Origin of the sequence: Mesorhizobium sp. 131-3-5, from assembly GCF_016756575.1 — a bacterium.
Lineage (GTDB): Bacteria > Pseudomonadota > Alphaproteobacteria > Rhizobiales > Rhizobiaceae > Mesorhizobium > Mesorhizobium jarvisii.
The window spans coordinates 4,854,522-4,871,856 of the sequence record NZ_AP023254.1 but is presented as its reverse complement, the minus strand read 5'-3'; the positions used below and the strand labels follow the sequence as shown (position 1 = coordinate 4,871,856).

The following is a 17,335-nucleotide window of genomic DNA, read 5'->3' as shown; positions in this document are numbered from 1 at the left end:
GCAACAAGGCCAATTCAACAAACGGTCCCCGGGAGACCATCCCCATGTTCCAGCGCCTTTTTGGTCGCGAACGCCACGCCAACCGCGCCATAACGGACGCGCTTTACGCACAAATCGTGGCGGCGGCGCGGCAGACTGTATTTTATTCCCACTGGAATGTGCCGGACACACCGCTCGGCCGTTTCGAGATGCTTTCGCTGCATATGTTCCTGTTCCAGCATCGCTTGCGTGGCGAGGGCGGCGTGGCGCAGGAGATCGCCCAGGTGCTGATCGACGAGTTCTTTCTCGACGTCGATCATTCGCTGCGGGAACTCGGCATTGGCGATGTCGGCGTGCCCAAGCGCATGAAGAAACTGGCGAAGATGTTCTATGGCCGCACCGCCGCCTATGATGATGCGCTGGAAAGAAGCGATCGTGACGGGCTGACCGCGGCGCTTGCCCGCAATGTCCGGCCCGATACCGGTCCATGGCCGGAGGCGTCGCAACTGGCCGACTATGTCGCCGACGCCTGCCGGCAACTGGCCGCGCAGCCGTCGCAATCGATCGTTTCCGGCACGGCGGTGTTTCCGCTCGCCAAGGGAGGTGCTTGATGAAACATGCTGATCCGCCTAGCCCGGTTTCCTTTTTCGCGAATGTCGCCCGGCTGCCGCAGAAGGGCCTGCCGGTGGTGATCGAGGCCGATGCCGCCCAGCGCGCCGCGCTTGCCGAGGAGCACGGGCTGCTGTCGGTCGAAGCCTATCGCGCCGAACTCCTCGTCGCTTCCTGGAAACGCAATGGCATCAAGGTCAGCGGCCGTGTCGAGGCCGATATCACCCAGGCCTGCATCGTCACGCTCGATCCCGTTGAAGCGCATATCGACGAGCCGGTCGAGGCGCTGCTGCTGCCCGAGGATTCCAAGCTTGGGCGGCAGCGGTTCGAGGGCGGTGGCGAGATCCTGCTCGATGCGGATGGTCCCGACAGCCCCGAAACATTCTCCGGCGACACGATCGATGTCGGCGCTCTCGCCGAGCAGTTCTTCGGACTGGCGATCAACCCCTATCCGCGCAAGTCGGGCGCGTCGCTGGATGCCGGCGGCGAGACCGAAGCGGTGGAGAATGAATTTCAGCAAAAACTGCGATCCTTGCTGGGAAAATCCTGAAAACCTCGCCCGCGATGGAAAAGTCGGTTGTGTGAAAACCCAAAACCGCTATTTTCGCCGAACCTTCGCGATCACTAAAGCGACCTGCCGCATAACCGTGAGATAAATACCGCGTGATCAGGATTTCCATCGATGCCATGGGCGGCGATCACGGACCAGCCGTGGTCATTCCGGCGCTCATGACGGTCGCGACTCGCCGTCCCGACATCCGCTTCGTCATCTACGGACGTGAGGAACTTGTGCGCCCCGAACTGGCCAAGTTCCCCAAATTGGCCGAGGTGAGCGAATTCTTCCATTGCGAGATCGCGGTCAGGATGGACGACAAGCCCAGCCAGGCGTTGCGCCATGGGCGCTGGAAGTCGTCGATGTGGAAGGCGGTCGAAGCGGTCAAGTCGGGCGCCGCTGACGCCTGTATCTCCGCCGGCAACACCGGCGCGCTGATGGCGATGTCGAAATTCTGCCTGCGCACCATGGCCACCATCGATCGCCCGGCGATCGCGGCATTGTGGCCGACATTGCGCGGCGAAAGCGTGGTTCTGGACGTCGGCGCCACCATTGGCGCCGATGCGCAACAGCTCATTGATTTTGCCATTCTCGGCACCGGCATGGCGCGCGCCGTATTCGGCATTGCTAGGCCCACCGTCGGCCTGCTCAACGTCGGCGTCGAAGAGATCAAGGGCCAGGAAGAGGTCAAGGAGGCAGGGCGCATGCTGCGCGAGGCCAACATGGCCTCGATGAACTATCATGGCTTTGTCGAAGGCGACGATATCGGCAAGGGTACGGTCGATGTTGTGGTGACGGAGGGCTTCGCCGGCAACATCGCGCTGAAGACCGCGGAGGGCACCGCTCGCCAGATCGCAGGCTATCTGCGCGCCGCGATGAGCCGCACCCTGATGGCCAAGATCGGCTATGTCTTCGCCAAGGGCGCCTTCGATCGCCTGCGCGAAAAGATGGATGTCGGCCGCTCCAATGGCGGCGTCTTCCTGGGGCTGAGCGGCATTGTCGTCAAAAGCCATGGCGGTGCCGATTCGGACGGGTTCGCCGCGGCGATCGAGCTCGGCTATGACATGGTGCGCAACAATCTGCTCGACCGCATCGAAGCCGACCTGGACCTGTTTCATGCGCGCAACCCGCGTGCCCTGTCATCCCGGAAATCCGACGTCGTTACCGACGCGAAGGAATAGGAAAGAACTTTGATCAGATCAGTCGTGCGCGGCACGGGCGCCGCGCTGCCCCGCCGCATCATGAAGAATGCCGATTTCGAGGGCATGGTTGAAACCTCGGACGAGTGGATCGCCCAGCGTACCGGCATCCGCCAGCGTCATATCGCGGCCGACGACGAGACGACGGCTTCCCTGGGAGAGGCCGCGGCACGTGCCGCCCTTGCCAATGCCGGGCTGACGCCTGATGACATCGACCTGATCGTGCTGGCAACGTCGACGCCCAACAACACATTCCCGGCCACCGCGGTCGAGATCCAGAACCGGCTCGGCATGCATCACGGCTTCGCTTTCGACATGCAGGCGGTGTGTTCGGGCTTCGTCTATGCGATGACGACAGCCGACCTCTACATCCGTGGGGGGCTCGCCAAACGTGTGCTGGTGATCGGCTCGGAAACGTTCTCACGCATCCTCGACTGGAGCGACCGCTCGACCTGCGTGCTGTTCGGCGATGGCGCAGGGGCACTTGTCCTGGAGGCGGGCGAGGGAGCTGGCACGATTGCCGACCACGGTGTCCTGGCGGCCAGCCTGCGCTCCGACGGCGTGCACAAGGACAAGCTTTTCGTCGACGGCGGACCGTCGACCACGGGAACGGTCGGTCACCTCAGGATGGAAGGCCGCGAAGTCTTCAAGCATGCGGTCGGCATGATCACCGACGTCATCGAGGCAACCTTCTCGGCCGCCGGCATATCGGCCGACGATCTCGACTGGTTCGTGCCGCACCAGGCCAATAAACGAATTATTGACGCATCCGCCAAGAAGCTCGGGATAGCAGAGCAAAAAGTGGTGGTTACGGTCGATTTGCACGGTAACACCTCGGCGGCCTCCGTGCCGCTGGCGCTGGCGGTGGCCGTTGCCGATGGCCGCATCAAGAAGGGCGACCTCGTCCTCCTGGAAGCGATGGGTGGCGGCTTCACCTGGGGCGCCGTTCTGGTTCGCTGGTAAGTGCCGAACGGCTCGGTTTCGGTCCTTGACCTTGCCGGATCAATTACTTAGGCTCTGCCGTTGTTGTGCCGATTTTACGTTTTGAACTGATGGGACGGTCGCATGGGGGGAAAGACACTTACGCGTGCCGACCTGGCGGAGGCCGTCTACCGAAAGGTCGGCCTGTCGCGCACTGAATCCGCCGAACTGGTCGAAGCCGTGCTGGACGAAATCTGCGAAGCCATTGTGCGTGGCGAGACGGTCAAGCTGTCGTCTTTCGCGACGTTCCATGTCCGCTCCAAGAACGAGCGCATCGGGCGCAATCCCAAGACCGGCGAAGAGGTGCCGATCCTGCCACGCCGGGTGATGACGTTCAAATCGTCCAACGTGCTGAAGAACCGCATCTTGCGCTCTCACCAGAACAGCAAGGCAAAGGGCGGCAAATAGCCTTCATTGTACGGTTGAAAACCTGCCCCGCGATCACGCCGGGCTTGAATATTGCTTCACAAACCGCTGAAATAAGGCCCGATTCGGCAGCATGGCCGGATTGGTGTTCCGCGTATGATCCATTCCGCGCAAACGGAATGAGCTTCTCTTTGTTGAGCCTGATCTCGCTGAAGACCGTTCCGGATCACGCTCCAGCGTGAGGATTTCGCCCATGGACAAGAGCCCTGACGCCTTCCGTACCATCAGCGAGGTCGCCGAAGATCTCGACCTGCCACAGCATGTGCTCCGCTTCTGGGAGACACGCTTCAACCAGATCAAGCCGATGAAGCGCGGCGGCGGCCGTCGCTATTACCGGCCGCAGGATGTCGAACTGATCAAGGGCATCCGCCACATGCTCTACGACCAAGGCTACACCATCAAGGGCGTGCAGAAGCTGCTGCGCGAGAACGGCAATCATTTCCTGGTTGCAATCGGCAATGGGGACATGGCCGCCGTCGAGGCGATCTCGCAACGAAAGCAGGCCGATCAGGTGCCTCTGACGCCGGCGGCACAGCCGCGCGGCGGCGATGACGAGCTGGTAGGTCAGCCAAGGGTCAAGCCGAGCCGCCGCTTTTTCGGCCTGGGCAAGAGCGATGAGGAAGGCCCGGTTCAGCCGGACTCGTCGAAACTCTCGCGCGACAATCGCGCGCTGCTGCAGGAGGCGCTGTTCGACCTCCTGGAATGCAAGCGCCTGCTTGACCAGGTGCGCTGACATCAGCGCGAAGCGCATTGAAGCCTCGATACCGGAACCCGCCTCGGGGTGAGGCGTTACGTTTCCTTCTGCAAGACGTCGTTCAGCAAGACGACGTCGCATGGCAAGACAAGGAAACGCATGATGGCATCTTTTTCGACCCTTTCGGACATCGACCTCGAAAAGCAGGTCGCGGCCCTCTCGAGGGAACTCGCGGCGTTGCGCAAGGCGGTGTCAAAGCGGGGTGGCGCCTACTATGAAGATGGCCGCGATGCCGCTTTCGACACGTATTCGGATCTCGCGGGCCGCCTGCGCGATGCGATGCCGGCAATCCGCAAACAGGGCAGGGTGGTCGAGAAATCGGCTCGTGACCATCCGGCTGCGGCCGCCGCGGTTGGGCTTGTGGTGCTCGGTCTGGTCGCCAGCCTGCTGTTCAGCCGGCGCTAAGGGGCGCTCTCGGTCATAAGACAAGGAATTCAAACAAGAAAATGGCGGCGGGCCTTGGAGGGTGAGCCGCCATTCTCTTCGCTGTCAGTGGTTACTTCGCGAGCTTGATCTTGGCCTGGGGCGAAACCTGCGCGGTCTGGCTGCATTTGCCATAGACCGTGCCATTCTTATCGGTGGCGTCGGTATAGGTGCCCTTGCACTCGATCGAGAGCACCAGACAGTGGCCGGCGCCCTTGCAAACCGCGCCGCCGTCGCCGGTGGGGTGCGTGCCGTTGGCGAAAGCCGAATTCGTCATCGACATCGAGCCGATTGCCGAAATGGCGATGGCGGCAGCGAGCGAGAGGCGCTTGAAGCTCGAGATGTTGGTCATTTCTGCATTTCCTTCCGTTTGATTGGGGATCGCCTTTCCGGCGTCCGTCTGGTTGGGGATCGCCTTGCCGGCGTCCATGCAGGCTTAGTGCCGCCCTCGAAGGAAAGGTTCATGCGGGCGTGGATAAAAATGCGCGCCGCCCTCGGCAGGGGCTTTGCGCGCCAGTGATCAGCCGTGCTTTGGCATCCCGTACGGAGCGCGTCGGCATGGACGCGCGGGGGATGTCATCGGCATGGGCGTGCGGGGATGTGATCAGAGCGGCAGCCGCCCCAGCACGCGTCGGCATGGCGGTCTCGGGGCAGGTATCGCGGCTCATGGCGAGCGCACGGACGCGGCGGGATTGGGCAGATAGCTCTGCTTCAGGAAAAATCGCGTCACAAGGGCGGGTTGGCGAAGCGTGAGCTGCAATCGCGCGACCGGCAGAACGATGCTGTCTGTCCAGGAGATATCGGCCTGGCCATCATCGGGATGCCTGGCCCTGTTCGCGAAAGCCCGGTCTCGGGCTTGGCATTGCATGACCAGGAGAAGACCAGCCTTGAACAAGAAACCGAGGCCGGTCTTCTCGTTGGCAGTCTGTATTTAGTAGGCCTTCTTCACATGGTGGCGGTGATGAACGTAGTGGTGAACGCGGTGATGACGAACATGGTGATGATGGACGCGGTGATGACGATGATGCTTTGCCATCGGGGCCGCATCGGCGCTCGTCGCACCGATGACCGGCGCCGTGAAAGCGAGTGCAACTGCAAGCCCGAGGGCCGAGAGGAGGGACTTCTTCATGGATCGTTTCCTTCTTTCGCCGGCAGATCTTAAAATCGGGTCGATGGCCCGATCGCCGCGAATGGAATTACGCTCCTGATTTTTTTCGTCAGTATTTCCCGATTGTAGAATTTTGTTTCCGGCGTGTTTCTGGGGAACCGGCTTCCCGACACTTTATTGTGAGGGCCGAAAAGCCGGCTCTTGCCGCTGATTTTGGCTACATCGGCGGGATCACGCCATTGTTTCCCACCACGACGCGGCTGGAACTCAGCGTCCCGTCAGCCTCGCGCTGGGCGGTGGCGAAGACCGTTGCGCCCGGCTTGAGATCGGCCGGCGTGGCTGGGGCGAAGGTCACGACGGGCGTGTCGTCGGGGATCGAAATCTTCTTGGTCTGCCCGTTGTCGTAGGTCAGCGTCACGGCGCGCCCGCTTATGTCGGTGACGTCGGCCACGGTGCCGTTGGTCATGCGGCTGTTCGGCTGCAGATCCCAGGGACGGTCGCCTTCGCCGGTGCCTTTCAGGGCGGCTGGGAAAATCACCACCTCCAGCGCGCCGCTGCCGCCATCCGCCTTCGAGACGGAGGCGATGCCGAGGAAGTCGCCCTGCTTGATGTCCTTTTGCGAGGCGCTGGCGACGCCGGAGATCTTCCACCCGGTATTGAGCTTGATCGCGGAGGTGTCGCCCTGGCGGGTTTTGACGGTCAGCAGCGACGGCTCGAAACTGACCACCGTGCCGCGCACGCGTAGCGTGTCAGCCGCCTGGGCGGTCGCCGCTCCGGCGATGAAAAGGCTGGAAATCGTGCCGAGCACGAGGAGGGACGTCTTGAAGTTCATATTGGGGATCCTTCTGGGAACGGGCCGGCTGAAACCGGATGGTTTTCACGCCGGCGCATCAGAACAACGAACAGGTGGGCCTAAACCTCCGGGCAAAAAGGTGCCGGGCCGTTCAAAAGAACTTGATGGGCGTCGACGTGCGTGGATCGCCTTGCGGGGTCCGGTTCACGATAGCGTGACGGCCTGTTTGGCTCTTGGCAAATCGCTGGCGAGCGGGCATGTTCCTGCTCGTCTCAGGCAACGCTCCATTTTGATCAAACTCTTTCAGCCAGCGGAGTTGCCAATGCCCAACAATGCAAAAAGCCACGCCCTCTCCGAACCGTTAGCCAGTGAGATCGGGCCGAATTACACCACCCTCAGAGCCATGCGGGAAACCCGCGGATACAGTGTGGAAGAGCTTTCCCTGACCTGCGGCCTCTCGGTCGGCGAGATCGAGGACATCGAGAACGGCCGGGCGGCCGATCCGTCGAAGCTGCGTCGTATTGCGTCCGCGCTTCGCCTGCCTCAGGACGCCCTCATCGCTGCCGCCGCGCCGATACCGGCCGCGCAAGGCCGACCCCTGCCATAGGCCTGGACCAGCCATACAAAAGAACCCGTCAAGGCCCGCCTGGCGGGTTTCTTGTTGATGTGACGGCGTTCTCCATCAGACCGGGCTTGCCGATCTACAGATCGCGCGTGTTTATACCTGCGGCATCCAAATCCGCGCCAATCGCGCCTGCCATGTACCGAGGTTGAACCGTGGTTTTTTCGATATGAGCCTGGACTCCGTTCGTGCCTTCTTCGCCGCTCATGCAGCTGACATCGAGGTCATTGTCACGCAAGCAAGCTCGGCGACGGTGACGCTGGCGGCGCAGGCGCATGGCGTCCTGCCGGCGCAGATTGCCAAGACGATCTGCCTGCGCGTCGGCGAGCGCACCATGCTGGTGGTGACCAGCGGCATCGCCAGGTTGGACAACCGCAAGTTCAAGGACCAGTTCGGCGGCAAGCCGCGCATGCTGGACGCGGACGAAGTGGTTGCCGCCACCAGCCATCCGGTCGGCGGTGTCTGCCCCTTCGGCCTGCCGTCGCCGCTGCCTGTCTATTGTGACATGTCGCTGCGCGAATTCGAAGAAGTGGTGCCTGCCGCCGGAGCCACCAATGCGGCCGTGCGGCTCAGCCCGCAGCGCATGGTCGACCTCACCGGCGCCGAATGGATCGATGTCTGTCAATAGCGATCGAGCGATGCTCCGCATGGCCGAAAAGCTGACGACCCCACCCCATAGACGTAGATTGTTTGCCTCAGCGGGCAGGAGTATGCTGTTTGGTCGCCGAAAACGGCGAGATTTCCAGGAGGAACCGATGGCACGCAAATACATTGACTGCCGAGAATTCCCGAGCGAAATGAAATGCACCGTTGCTATCTCCGCGGATCGGGAGGATGAACTGATCGAGGCTGCGGTACAACACGCTGTGTCTGTTCATGGGGAACACGATACGCCTGAGTTCCGTTCCGAGGTCAGGAAATCTATTCACGAAGGCGCACCTGCTCCCTGAGCCCAGGCGGCTCTGGGTAAAGCTCCGCTCGGCTCTGGCCGTGCGTCCGACGCGACCTTGGTGAAACTTGCGATCGGTCGGCCCCGACGCGCAGGCAACCTCTCGAAGGGGGGCGGGCAATGACCGGACAAAGGGCCCGCATACCGGTGAGGTTTTCTTCTATGGAGCGGCCCAGCGGCTTGGTCGTAGCGGGGACTAGCAGCAGTGGCCGCTGGGCCTGACCAGTCTGGCTCGAGGAAGCGCTGCGCTGGCTGACCCGAAGCGTCTGCTCACTCCGATGTAGAGCCAGAGCACATCCGCATGAAGGGCTACCGCCGACAGGTGTAGTGCCACAAGCGCAAGGTGCGCCTGACGAATTTCAGCGTCATTCCTCAGCCTCATTCCGCGCCAGCAACCGCTGCCTCACGGTGGCGGGCCTTTAACGGGCACAACGGGAACAAGAGGCTGACGATTCGGTTTCCCTGTTGCAGCGCCGCAGCTACTCCCGCGGCCGGTGGGGGCTGGAGGAAACTGGATATGCAAAACAAAATCGAAGATCCTCCACCGAAGGAGCCCGACCGGAAGAAGACACCAGTCCCTCATCGTGACAATCAAGCGCCATCGGAGCTTGAACATGTCGATCCACCACCGCGAGATGTGCGAGAGGCACCGGTGCCAAATCCAAACGGGGATAAGAAGTCCTGACCGACCGGCAGACGCGAACGATGCGCCGCCAGCTCGCTGGACGTCACCGAAAGGGAGAGTGTTACCCCCTGCGTTACCCTAGAGATGGAAAATGAAGGTGGACTTTTGGGGACAAGTCCTTGTCTTAAAATGGTCGGAGTGGCCGGATTCGAACCGACGACCCCTTGACCCCCAGTCAAGTGCGCTACCGGGCTGCGCTACACTCCGGACCGAGCGCGATGTATCGTGATAACCCTGCCCGGGTCAACCGAAATTCGGCGTTTATTACGCGGATGTGGATGCGATCGCCGGCGCGCCTCGATATGCCGGCCGCGACAGCCGCTGATGGCGGTATTCGAGCGCGATGGCGCCCCACACCAGCCCGAGCAGCAGATACATATGGCGCCAGTGGTCGATGTCGATGAAGGTGCCGAGGCCGATATTGCCGATGAAGGCGACATAGGCGCACAACAGATAGGGCTGCCACGGCCGGTCGCGCAGCAGGATGCGGAACCCGGCCACCATGGTCCAGACGACGAGCGTCAGGAACGACACGAAGCCGAGCCAGCCATAGTCCATCAGCATTTTCAGCCAGATGTCGTGCGTGTCCTCGCCGAACATCTTGCCGAAGACCAGCGGCCCGATGCCGAACGGATGCTCCATCGCCATCTGGAAGCCGATTCCGTAGCGGGCGAAGCGGCCGAGGCGGGCGGTGTCATAGCTCTGTTCAAGATGCGCGCGGCTGGAGAACATCTCCGACACACCGGGCAATTGCAGGATGACGATGATGGCGACCGTCAGCAGTGCCAGCGCGGCGATGGTCATGATCACCACGCGCAGCCGGAACTTGCCGCTAGCGCTCTGCAGGAACAGGCAGCCGGTGAGCAGCACGGCAGAGACGGCGAACATGCCCCAGGCGCCGCGTGAGAAGGAGAAGAAGATGCCCAATGCGATGATCAGCAGCGGCACCGCCAGCAGCGGCATGCGCGCGATCGATCCTGTCAGGATCAGATAGAGCAGATAGATGCCGGGCAGCACCAGGAACGGCCCAAAGACGTTGGGATCCTGGAAGGCGCCGGCGGCGCGGTCGTATTTGGTGAACATTTCGGCGCCGGGGAAGGCATGGAAATAGCCTGCTATGCCAAGCAGCGAGGTCGCCACCGCCGAGACGACATAGGCATTGAAGATCGGCCGGTAGAGGCCTGGCTGCGTGGCGGTGACCGAGGCGAAGAACACCGCGCTGAAGGCGAGAAACAATGACACGGAGAGATAGAGCGGCGTGAAGGCGAGGTCCGTCATCTGCGTCATGGAGATCATCCCGCCGATGTTCATCGTCACCAGCAGCACCAGAAGCGGCATGGCCGCGCGCGAAATCCGCAGGCCGAAGAGCGCCCAGATGGCGATCAGCCCGGCCATGTAGATTTCGTAGGGCGCCGGCTCGCTGATGACGAAGCCGGACAGAAGGATGCCGACCACCACCGCACTGGAGGAAATCAGGGCGATCAGCTTGGCGTTGACCGCGGCCTGCGGCAGCTCAGGGGAAATCGCGCTCAATAGGCGTTTTCCGTGTTGAGCAGCCGGATGGGCGTCAGGAACAGGATTCTGAGATCGAACAGCAGCGACCAGTTCTCGATGTAGTAGAGGTCGTACTCCGTCCGCATGCGGATCTTTTCATTGGTGTCCATCTCGCCGCGCCAGCCATTGATCTGCGCCCAGCCGGTGACGCCGGGCTTGACCTTGTGGCGAGCGAAATAGCCGTCGACCACCTCGTTGTAGAGAAGGTTGTGCGACTGCGCGGCGATCGCATGCGGGCGCGGGCCGATCAGCGACAGCGTACCCAGCAGCGAATTGACGAACTGCGGCAGTTCGTCGATCGAGGTCTTGCGGATGAAACGGCCGACGCGGGTGACGCGCGGATCGTTCTTGGTCACCGTCTGCTTGGCGGTCGGATCCGACCGGTCCGTGTACATCGAGCGGAACTTGTAGACCTCGATGATCTCATTGTTGAAGCCGTGGCGCTTTTGCTTGAACAGCACCGGTCCCTTGCTGTCGAGCTTGATGGCGATCGCGGTCGCCAGCATCACCGGCGAGAAGACGATGATGCCGATCAGCGAGAAGACGATGTCGAAGGCGCGCTTGGCGACCGAATCCCAATCGTTGATCGGCTTGTCGAAAATATCGAGCATCGGCACCGAGCCGATGAAGGAATAGGCGCGCGGACGGAACTGCAGCGCGTTGGAATGCGCCGAAAGCCGGATGTCGACCGGCAGCACCCACAGCTTCTTCAACAGCTGCAGCACGCGCGTCTCGGCGGTCAGCGGCAGCGACACGATCAGCATGTCGATGCGGGCGATGCGGGCGAACTCGATCAATTCCGAAATTGTGCCGAGCTTGGGATAACCGGCAACGATCGGCGGCGAGCGCTTGTCGGAGCGGTCATCGAAGATGCCGCAGATGCGGATGTCGTTGTAGGGCTGCTTTTCGACAGAGCGAATCAGGATTTCCGCCGCCTTGCCGCCGCCGACGATGACGGCGCGCCGCTCCATGCGGCCGTCGCGCGCCCAGCGCCGGATCAGCCTCGACATCACCAGTCTGAGGCCGAACAAGAGAACGAAGCCGACGACGAACCAGGTGCCGAACAAAAGCCGCGAATAGTCTTCTGACATCTTCGTGGCGAAGGCCGTCAATGCCATCAGGGCGAAGGCGCCGGCCCAGACCAGCAGGATGCGGCCGAAATTGGCGATCGGCCGCATCAGCGAGACCACCTGGTAGCAGTCGGTAACGTCGAGCAGCACCACGGCGAGGAACGACGCGGTGGCGATGGTCACCGGATATTGCCAGGCGAGATAGTTGAAGAAACCGACAAAGTAGAAATAGACGCAGAGCCCCGAAAGGAACAGCAGCCCGAATTCGACCATGCGCAGGACGCCGCTGACCATGATCGGCGACATCGTATCGCGCCGGTATTGCGACGCGACCTGCCGGGCGACATCGTTCATGCCGCCGGGCGCATCGCCATCGGTCGGGCCGTCGAATTTACGCACCGCTTCGGGTGAAAAGCGGCGCGCGGGATCGATCTCATTCATGGAACAGTCCGCAAGCTTCCCCAGGGTGAATAGCAAAAGAGAGCTAAGAAACCCTTGAAACAACGCGTGGCTTTGGAAACGCTCAGGCGTTACCTGCCGAGCGCGGCGAAATAGGCCTTCTCGATTTCTGCGGCCATCACGTCGGCACCGAAGCGCGCCCTGAGGCCAGGGCCATCGGGCATCAGGGCGCCATAGGCGGCAAGGTCGGCCAGCGCCTCGCTCATCTTGCCGGCCAGTTCGGCCGGATCGGGGCGGATCAGGGCAGGGGAGCCGGAACCGAAGATCTCCGGTATGCCGCCGACGGAGGTGGCGATCATCGGTCTTGCCGCGGCAAGTGTTTCCAGCACGATATAGGGCATGGCTTCCGCACGGGATGGAACGACGACGAGCTCGGCAAGTGCGAAGGCTTCCCTGGCCGGCATCGGCGACAGGAAGCGGACATGGCCTTGAAGTCCCAGGCGCTTTACCTGCGCGTGGTAGCGCGGCAGGTCGTCGCCGTCGCCGACCATCACCGCGCTCAGTGCGCGGCCAAGCCGCGGGCCGGCGGCGGCCAAAGCGTCGATGAAGATGTCGGGTCCCTTCAGGTCGCGCATCATGCCGATATAGAGCAGATCCGCCGCATCGGGTCCGATGAGTACCGGCTCGAATTCGGCGGCGCGCAGTCCGTTGTAGACCAGTGTGTTGGGGATCGGCGGCTCGCCCACCTTCCTGCGATAGGTTCGCCGCTCGTAGTCCGAGACGAACAGCAGGCAATCGGTGAAATGCGCCATGGAGCGCTCCAGCGCGAAGAATAGCTTCCCCGTGGCTGTCGTTTCGTCATAGTGGAGGGAGCCGCCATGCGGCGAATAAAGGCGGGCTACGCGAGACCTTGATACCCGCAACAAGGAGCCGAACAGACGGGCATAGGCGCCACCCTTGGCGCCGTGCCCATGCAACACGTCCGGCCGCAATTCCTTGATGATCCTGTAGGTGCGCCGGGCCGAGGCGAGATCGCCCGGGCCGACATGGCGCTGCATTGGCGTGCGATGGATGCCGAGCGCCAGCATGTCCTTCATCTGCTCGAACAGGCGCTCTTCGAATTCCCCGCCTGTGGTCGAATCGCAGACGATGCCGACCACATGGCCAGCGGCGACCTGTGCTTCGGTCAGGTCGCGCACATGCCGGAAAATTCCTCCGACCGGTGAACGAAAGCAGTGGACGATCCTGAGCTTGTCCGCCACGTGGTGTCTGTCAGAACAGGCGTTCGCGGACGTAGACGGTATCTCCGGGCAGCAGCGGATCGGATGTCACCACGCGGCCGGTCATCACCTTGCCGTTGATGTCGCGGGTGATGTCGACGCTTTCCTGGTTGGCGCGCGGCGAGAAGCCACCGGCAATGGCGATGGCCTTCTGCACGGTCAGGCCGGGCACGTAGGAATACTGGCCGGCGGCACCCACTTCGCCCATGACGAAGATCGGCCGGTAGCGATCGATCTCGACCGAGACGTCGGGGTCGCGCAGATAGCCTTGCTGCAATTTGTCGGCGATCTCCTTTTCCATCTGCTGCGCGGTGTGGCCACGCGCCGGAATGGCGCCGACAAGCGGGAAGGAGAGGTAGCCGGATTGGTCGACGCTGTAGGTGTTGGTCAGGCCATCCTGCTCGAACACGGTGACGCGGACACGGTCGCCGGCACCGAGACGGTAAGGCTGGTCGAGGACCTCGTGGAAGGCTGCCGGCGTCGGGCGGTAGCTGGAGCAGCCGGCAAGCATCGATACGGCAAGCAGAGCGTGAAAGAGGGAAGCAGTGCTTTTCATGATCGGATACGTACCTTCGACTGGCCGCTGCGGCGTCGCAGCAAACATCTGGGATCGGGTCCGTTATCATCCTGTTAGGGTTAATGGCCGGTAAAGGAGCCGGCCGATAGCGCTGCACGAAGCAGGGGTCTTGCCATTTTTATCGTTTTTCTTGGGGCGCCGCCAGTAATCCCTAATGGAGGATTACCGTGATCTTAACGGCTGAGTTACCATAGTTGTTTACGGTGCGTCCTGACCCAGTTTCGGAGTAGGGATGCATGTCCGTTCAGTCCGCGGCCGCAGATGTCGACGTTGACCTCAGGCAGCTCTTCGCCAGCCTGGCGAGGAACTGGCTGCGCATATTGCTCTTCGTTCTGGTGGTGACCGGTCTGGCGTTTGCGTTCGCTTCATTCGCGACCAAGCATTACAAGGCCCAGACGCAGGTGGAAATCGCCCCGCGCGAATCCATCTATACCCGTCCGGCCGGCAGCAACAATGATGGCGACAAGCCGATCCTGGATGAACAAGGCGTCGCCACCCAGGTCCAGATCATTTCGTCCAACGAAATCCTCAAGCAGGTGGCGCAGAAACTCGGCCTGGCGCGGCTGCGTGAGTTCGACGAAACGGTCAACATGTCGGCGCTCAGCCGCGTGCTGATCCTGCTTGGGCTGAAGAACGATCCGATGGATGTTCCGGCCGACGAACGCGTGTTGAAGAAGATGCGCGAGAAGCTCAACGTCTTCGGCGTTGAAAAGACCCGCATCATCGCCATCGAGTTCTCCTCCGAGGATCCCAAGCTCGCCGCCGCCATCCCCGACGCCATTGCCGCTGCCTATATTGCGGGGCAGGGCGCGGCCAAGAGCGAATCGAACACCGCCGCCGCGGACTTTCTGGCGCCCGAGATCGCCGACCTGTCGAAGCAGGTCAGGGATGCCGAGGCCAAGGTCGCGGCCTACCGCGCGCAGTCCGACCTGCTGATGGGCGGCAACAATGCCACCCTGGCCACCCAGCAGTTGGCCGAGCTGTCGACCGAATTGTCGCGGGTGCGGGCCAATCGCGCCGCGGCCGAAGGCACCGCCGACAGCGTGCGCAAGGCGCTGCAGAATGGCGGCTCGCTGGATTCGCTACCCGAAGTGCTGTCGTCCGACCTGATCCAGCGTTTGCGGGAACGGCAGGCCGAGCTGCGCGCCACCATCGCCGATCTGTCGACGACGATGCTCGACAATCATCCGCGCGTTCGCGCCGCCAAATCACAGCTCGCCGATCTCGACGCGCAGATACGCAACGAAGCCCAGAAGATCATGAAGGGCCTGGTGATGCAGGCGGATGCCGCCAAGGCGCGCGAAAGCCAGCTCGTCTCCGACGTCAACCAACTGAAGGCGGCTTCGGCGCAAGCCGGTGAGCAGCAGGTCGATCTCGACGCGCTGCAGCGCGACGCCGCCGCCAAGCGCCAGCAGCTCGAGCTCTATTTGACCAATTACCGCGAGGCAGCTTCGCGTCAGGACCGCAATTATGTGCCGGTCGACGCCCGCGTCGCCTCACCGGCTTCGGTGCCCTCCGAGCCATACTTCCCCAAGGTTGGGCCGATCGTTGGCGCGGCTGCTGCGGCTTCGCTTCTGCTGGCGGCCATATTCACGTTGCTCAGGGAACTCTTCTCGGGCCGCGCCATGCGCCCGGCCCCAGGCGCCCGTTTTGCGCCGATCGACGAAGTGGCTATGCCGGCAACGGCGCGCCAGCAGCCGGACGCCCCTGAGCCATCCCGCCTGGAGCCGGCTGTCGCCAGCGGGTTCGTCGATCGTGGCGCCGAGGCGCAATGGCCCGAAGCGGTCACGGAACCGCAGATGGTGATGCAGCCGCGGCCCGTTGCCGAGCCCGAGCCTGCCGCCAAGGCAGAGTCTGTCGCCGAAGTCGAATCGGTCGCCGAGCCGGAGCCGGTTGTCGAGGCCCAGAGGCCGCGCTCGGTGCTAGGTGAGATCGACATCGAGAAGGCTGCGGAAAAGCTGATCGCCAGCGGAGCCGCCCGCGCCATATTCGTTTCGCCCGAAGGCGACGAGGCAGCCGCTTCGGCGATCCTGGTGGCGCGCGAAGTGTCCGACGCCGGCCTGCGCGTCCTGCTGCTCGACCTCACCGCCTCGGGCGCTGCTTCGCGGCCGATGCTGGACAGCGGGCTTTTCCCGGGGATCACCGACCTGCTCGCCTCGCAGGCGCAGTTCAGCGACGTGATCCATGCCGATCTCTATTCTGATTGCCACGTCATTCCCGTCGGCACCGCCGATCCGGTCCGCGCCATGCGCGCCGCCGACCGGCTGCCGATCATCATGCAGTCGTTGACCACCGCCTATGATCTGGTGGTGGTCGAATGCGGGCCGGCCGACGCGCAAGGCATCAGTCGTCTGGGAGCCGAAGCCACCGAGGTGTTCCTGTCCATGCTTGAACCGGATGACGAGGTCACCAAGGCCGCGGTCAAGCTGATCGAAAGCGGTTATCCCGACCTGACGCTGGTGACGCCGCTTGGCCACGAGCCGCCGGGCACTCCGGGACGGCGCTCCGCGGCCTGAAACCCGCGCGCTCGGCCTATCCCAGCTCCAGAGTCGTCACGCCGAACACCCTCTTGGCATCGAGCTTCGGCGGCGAGCCCCTGTACATGCGGGTGGTGCTGAAGGTCGGTGAGAAACCGGCCGCCTCGAGCGCCGCGATGAAATCCACCTGGGTAGTCGGCACGTCGATGTTCAATTCGCCACCCTCGCATGCGCCCGCCAGCTCCCCGAGCAATTCAAGCGCGGTCTGCACGTTGTCGGCGAAAAGCGGGCCGATCTTGAAGCCGCTTCGGCAGGCTCGCGCCACCGCATAGCCGGCCGTTCCCCGCGACGTGATCGCCGCCACGGCATGATGTGGCGGCAGCAGCCATCGCTGCAGGAATGAGCGCCGGGGCGCAGGAAAGCAATGCGCATCGTAGGCTATGATGTCGGGCACCGGCTGCGCGGTCACGATACGAGGCCGCTCGGCGGCGGCGGGCAGGGAAGCAGGGCGCCCGCTGTAGCGGATGGTCTCGTAGACCGGCATGAACCGCTTGCTCCGGTAGTTGGCCTGCTGTTCCTGGACGCCATCGAGGCCGATGGTGCGCCCGGCCAGCCTGTCCATGCCCGCAGTCCAGACCGCCTTGCCGTAGCCCTTGCCGCGCATGTCCGGGCGGCAGATGTAAAGGCCGATGAAACCGAAATCCTGCCCGTAGGCCACCGCCGAGATCGCGGCGACCATTTCGTCCCCGACAAAGGCACCGATGAAGCCCTCCTGGTCCGCCGCCTGAAACATCGCCGCATCTTCAAGGCCGGGATTCCAGCCCTCCGCAGCCGCCCAGTCGATGAGGCCGGACAATTCCCCCAGCGACAGCGTGCGGATGGTTCGATACATGGTGC

Annotated in this window: 19 protein-coding genes and 1 tRNA gene; 12 read left to right on the top strand and 8 right to left on the bottom strand. The window is 62.8% G+C overall.

Features of this window, described 5'->3' with window-relative positions:
• The first annotated feature begins 44 nt into the window (after positions 1-44).
• From JG747_RS23955 to JG747_RS23925, 7 genes are all read left to right on the top strand, one after another.
• Positions 45-590 (top strand): ubiquinol-cytochrome C chaperone family protein, encoded by a 546-nt coding sequence (locus JG747_RS23955; RefSeq protein WP_027046740.1) that lies wholly within the window; start codon positions 45-47, stop codon positions 588-590.
• Complete coding sequence (locus JG747_RS23950; RefSeq protein ID WP_202360186.1) at positions 590-1,138, top strand: YceD family protein; 549 nt, start codon at positions 590-592, stop codon at positions 1,136-1,138. The genes JG747_RS23955 and JG747_RS23950 overlap by 1 nt, the downstream gene beginning before the upstream one ends.
• Before the next feature lie 113 nt (positions 1,139-1,251).
• A complete protein-coding gene (plsX, locus tag JG747_RS23945) occupies positions 1,252-2,322 on the top strand; it encodes a phosphate acyltransferase PlsX (RefSeq protein ID WP_019857626.1) in 1,071 nt (356 codons plus the stop codon).
• 9 nt (positions 2,323-2,331) lie between these two features.
• Entirely contained in the window at positions 2,332-3,303 is a 972-nt protein-coding gene (locus tag JG747_RS23940; protein WP_202360185.1) for a beta-ketoacyl-ACP synthase III, read from the top strand.
• 102 nt (positions 3,304-3,405) lie between these two features.
• Complete coding sequence (locus JG747_RS23935; protein ID WP_010915609.1) at positions 3,406-3,729, top strand: integration host factor subunit alpha; 324 nt, start codon at positions 3,406-3,408, stop codon at positions 3,727-3,729.
• Positions 3,730-3,940: 211 nt separating this feature from the next.
• Positions 3,941-4,480 (top strand): MerR family transcriptional regulator, encoded by a 540-nt coding sequence (locus JG747_RS23930; protein WP_027046741.1) that lies wholly within the window; start codon positions 3,941-3,943, stop codon positions 4,478-4,480.
• Positions 4,481-4,603: 123 nt separating this feature from the next.
• Positions 4,604-4,906, top strand: coding sequence for a hypothetical protein (locus JG747_RS23925; RefSeq protein ID WP_027046742.1), 303 nt, complete (start codon positions 4,604-4,606; stop codon positions 4,904-4,906).
• A 91-nt stretch (positions 4,907-4,997) separates the two neighbouring features.
• Here the strand turns inward: JG747_RS23925 and JG747_RS23920 are convergent, their stop codons facing one another.
• Positions 4,998-5,276, bottom strand: a complete 279-nt coding sequence (locus JG747_RS23920) for a hypothetical protein (protein WP_032921057.1) — start codon at positions 5,274-5,276, stop codon at positions 4,998-5,000.
• A 387-nt stretch (positions 5,277-5,663) separates the two neighbouring features.
• On the opposite strand from JG747_RS23920, the gene JG747_RS23915 reads away from it, so the two are divergent.
• Positions 5,664-6,086, top strand: a complete 423-nt coding sequence (locus tag JG747_RS23915) for a hypothetical protein (RefSeq protein ID WP_202360184.1) — start codon at positions 5,664-5,666, stop codon at positions 6,084-6,086.
• A 163-nt stretch (positions 6,087-6,249) separates the two neighbouring features.
• On the opposite strand, the gene JG747_RS23910 is transcribed toward JG747_RS23915, so the two are convergent.
• Positions 6,250-6,864, bottom strand: coding sequence for a hypothetical protein (locus tag JG747_RS23910; RefSeq protein WP_019857634.1), 615 nt, complete (start codon positions 6,862-6,864; stop codon positions 6,250-6,252).
• 283 nt (positions 6,865-7,147) lie between these two features.
• On the opposite strand from JG747_RS23910, the gene JG747_RS23905 reads away from it, so the two are divergent.
• The 3 genes from JG747_RS23905 to JG747_RS23895 all read left to right on the top strand — a co-directional run bounded on the left by JG747_RS23905 (position 7,148) and on the right by JG747_RS23895 (position 8,397).
• On the top strand, positions 7,148-7,432 hold the full coding sequence (locus JG747_RS23905; protein ID WP_202362348.1) for a helix-turn-helix domain-containing protein: 285 nt from the start codon (positions 7,148-7,150) through the stop codon (positions 7,430-7,432).
• 184 nt (positions 7,433-7,616) lie between these two features.
• A complete protein-coding gene (locus JG747_RS23900; protein ID WP_202360183.1) occupies positions 7,617-8,075 on the top strand; it encodes a YbaK/EbsC family protein in 459 nt (152 codons plus the stop codon).
• A 127-nt stretch (positions 8,076-8,202) separates the two neighbouring features.
• Positions 8,203-8,397: a DUF1059 domain-containing protein gene (locus JG747_RS23895; protein ID WP_080643723.1), complete on the top strand. Its 195-nt coding sequence runs from the start codon at positions 8,203-8,205 to the stop codon at positions 8,395-8,397.
• 814 nt (positions 8,398-9,211) lie between these two features.
• Here JG747_RS23895 and JG747_RS23890 read toward each other — a convergent pair.
• The 5 genes from JG747_RS23890 to JG747_RS23870 all read right to left on the bottom strand — a co-directional run bounded on the left by JG747_RS23890 (position 9,212) and on the right by JG747_RS23870 (position 13,940).
• Positions 9,212-9,288: transfer RNA gene (locus JG747_RS23890), tRNA-Pro, on the bottom strand.
• 57 nt (positions 9,289-9,345) lie between these two features.
• Complete coding sequence (locus JG747_RS23885) at positions 9,346-10,614, bottom strand: O-antigen ligase family protein (protein WP_202360182.1); 1,269 nt, start codon at positions 10,612-10,614, stop codon at positions 9,346-9,348.
• Positions 10,611-12,146, bottom strand: coding sequence for an undecaprenyl-phosphate glucose phosphotransferase (locus JG747_RS23880; RefSeq protein WP_202360181.1), 1,536 nt, complete (start codon positions 12,144-12,146; stop codon positions 10,611-10,613). Before JG747_RS23880 ends, JG747_RS23885 begins: the two co-directional genes overlap by 4 nt.
• 89 nt (positions 12,147-12,235) lie before the next feature.
• The gene (locus tag JG747_RS23875; protein WP_038646304.1) at positions 12,236-13,366 is read right to left on the bottom strand and encodes a glycosyltransferase family 4 protein; all 1,131 of its coding nucleotides are present in this window, start codon (positions 13,364-13,366) and stop codon (positions 12,236-12,238) included.
• Positions 13,367-13,376: 10 nt separating this feature from the next.
• Positions 13,377-13,940: a polysaccharide biosynthesis/export family protein gene (locus JG747_RS23870; RefSeq protein ID WP_202360180.1), complete on the bottom strand. Its 564-nt coding sequence runs from the start codon at positions 13,938-13,940 to the stop codon at positions 13,377-13,379.
• A 257-nt stretch (positions 13,941-14,197) separates the two neighbouring features.
• On the opposite strand from JG747_RS23870, the gene JG747_RS23865 reads away from it, so the two are divergent.
• Positions 14,198-16,477, top strand: a complete 2,280-nt coding sequence (locus JG747_RS23865) for a GumC family protein (RefSeq protein WP_202360179.1) — start codon at positions 14,198-14,200, stop codon at positions 16,475-16,477.
• 16 nt (positions 16,478-16,493) lie between these two features.
• Here JG747_RS23865 and JG747_RS23860 read toward each other — a convergent pair whose 3' ends face one another.
• Positions 16,494-17,330, bottom strand: a complete 837-nt coding sequence (locus tag JG747_RS23860; RefSeq protein WP_202360178.1) for a GNAT family N-acetyltransferase — start codon at positions 17,328-17,330, stop codon at positions 16,494-16,496.
• Between the last annotated feature and the right edge of the window lie 5 nt (positions 17,331-17,335).

Bases quoted from the DNA above. Each gene is read 5' to 3' on its own strand.
- JG747_RS23955 (WP_027046740.1), top strand. From the start codon at position 45: ATGTTCCAGCGCCTTTTTGGTCGCGAACGCCACGCCAACCGCGCCATA.
- JG747_RS23950 (WP_202360186.1), top strand. From the start codon at position 590: ATGAAACATGCTGATCCGCCTAGCCCGGTTTCCTTTTTCGCGAATGTC.
- JG747_RS23935 (WP_010915609.1), top strand. From the start codon at position 3,406: ATGGGGGGAAAGACACTTACGCGTGCCGACCTGGCGGAGGCCGTCTAC.
- JG747_RS23930 (WP_027046741.1), top strand. From the start codon at position 3,941: ATGGACAAGAGCCCTGACGCCTTCCGTACCATCAGCGAGGTCGCCGAA.
- JG747_RS23925 (WP_027046742.1), top strand. From the start codon at position 4,604: ATGGCATCTTTTTCGACCCTTTCGGACATCGACCTCGAAAAGCAGGTC.
- JG747_RS23920 (WP_032921057.1), bottom strand. From the start codon at position 5,276: ATGACCAACATCTCGAGCTTCAAGCGCCTCTCGCTCGCTGCCGCCATC.
- JG747_RS23910 (WP_019857634.1), bottom strand. From the start codon at position 6,864: ATGAACTTCAAGACGTCCCTCCTCGTGCTCGGCACGATTTCCAGCCTT.
- JG747_RS23905 (WP_202362348.1), top strand. From the start codon at position 7,148: ATGCCCAACAATGCAAAAAGCCACGCCCTCTCCGAACCGTTAGCCAGT.
- JG747_RS23900 (WP_202360183.1), top strand. From the start codon at position 7,617: ATGAGCCTGGACTCCGTTCGTGCCTTCTTCGCCGCTCATGCAGCTGAC.
- JG747_RS23895 (WP_080643723.1), top strand. From the start codon at position 8,203: ATGGCACGCAAATACATTGACTGCCGAGAATTCCCGAGCGAAATGAAA.
- JG747_RS23880 (WP_202360181.1), bottom strand. From the start codon at position 12,146: ATGAATGAGATCGATCCCGCGCGCCGCTTTTCACCCGAAGCGGTGCGT.
- JG747_RS23870 (WP_202360180.1), bottom strand. From the start codon at position 13,940: ATGAAAAGCACTGCTTCCCTCTTTCACGCTCTGCTTGCCGTATCGATG.
- JG747_RS23865 (WP_202360179.1), top strand. From the start codon at position 14,198: ATGTCCGTTCAGTCCGCGGCCGCAGATGTCGACGTTGACCTCAGGCAG.
- JG747_RS23860 (WP_202360178.1), bottom strand. From the start codon at position 17,330: ATGTATCGAACCATCCGCACGCTGTCGCTGGGGGAATTGTCCGGCCTC.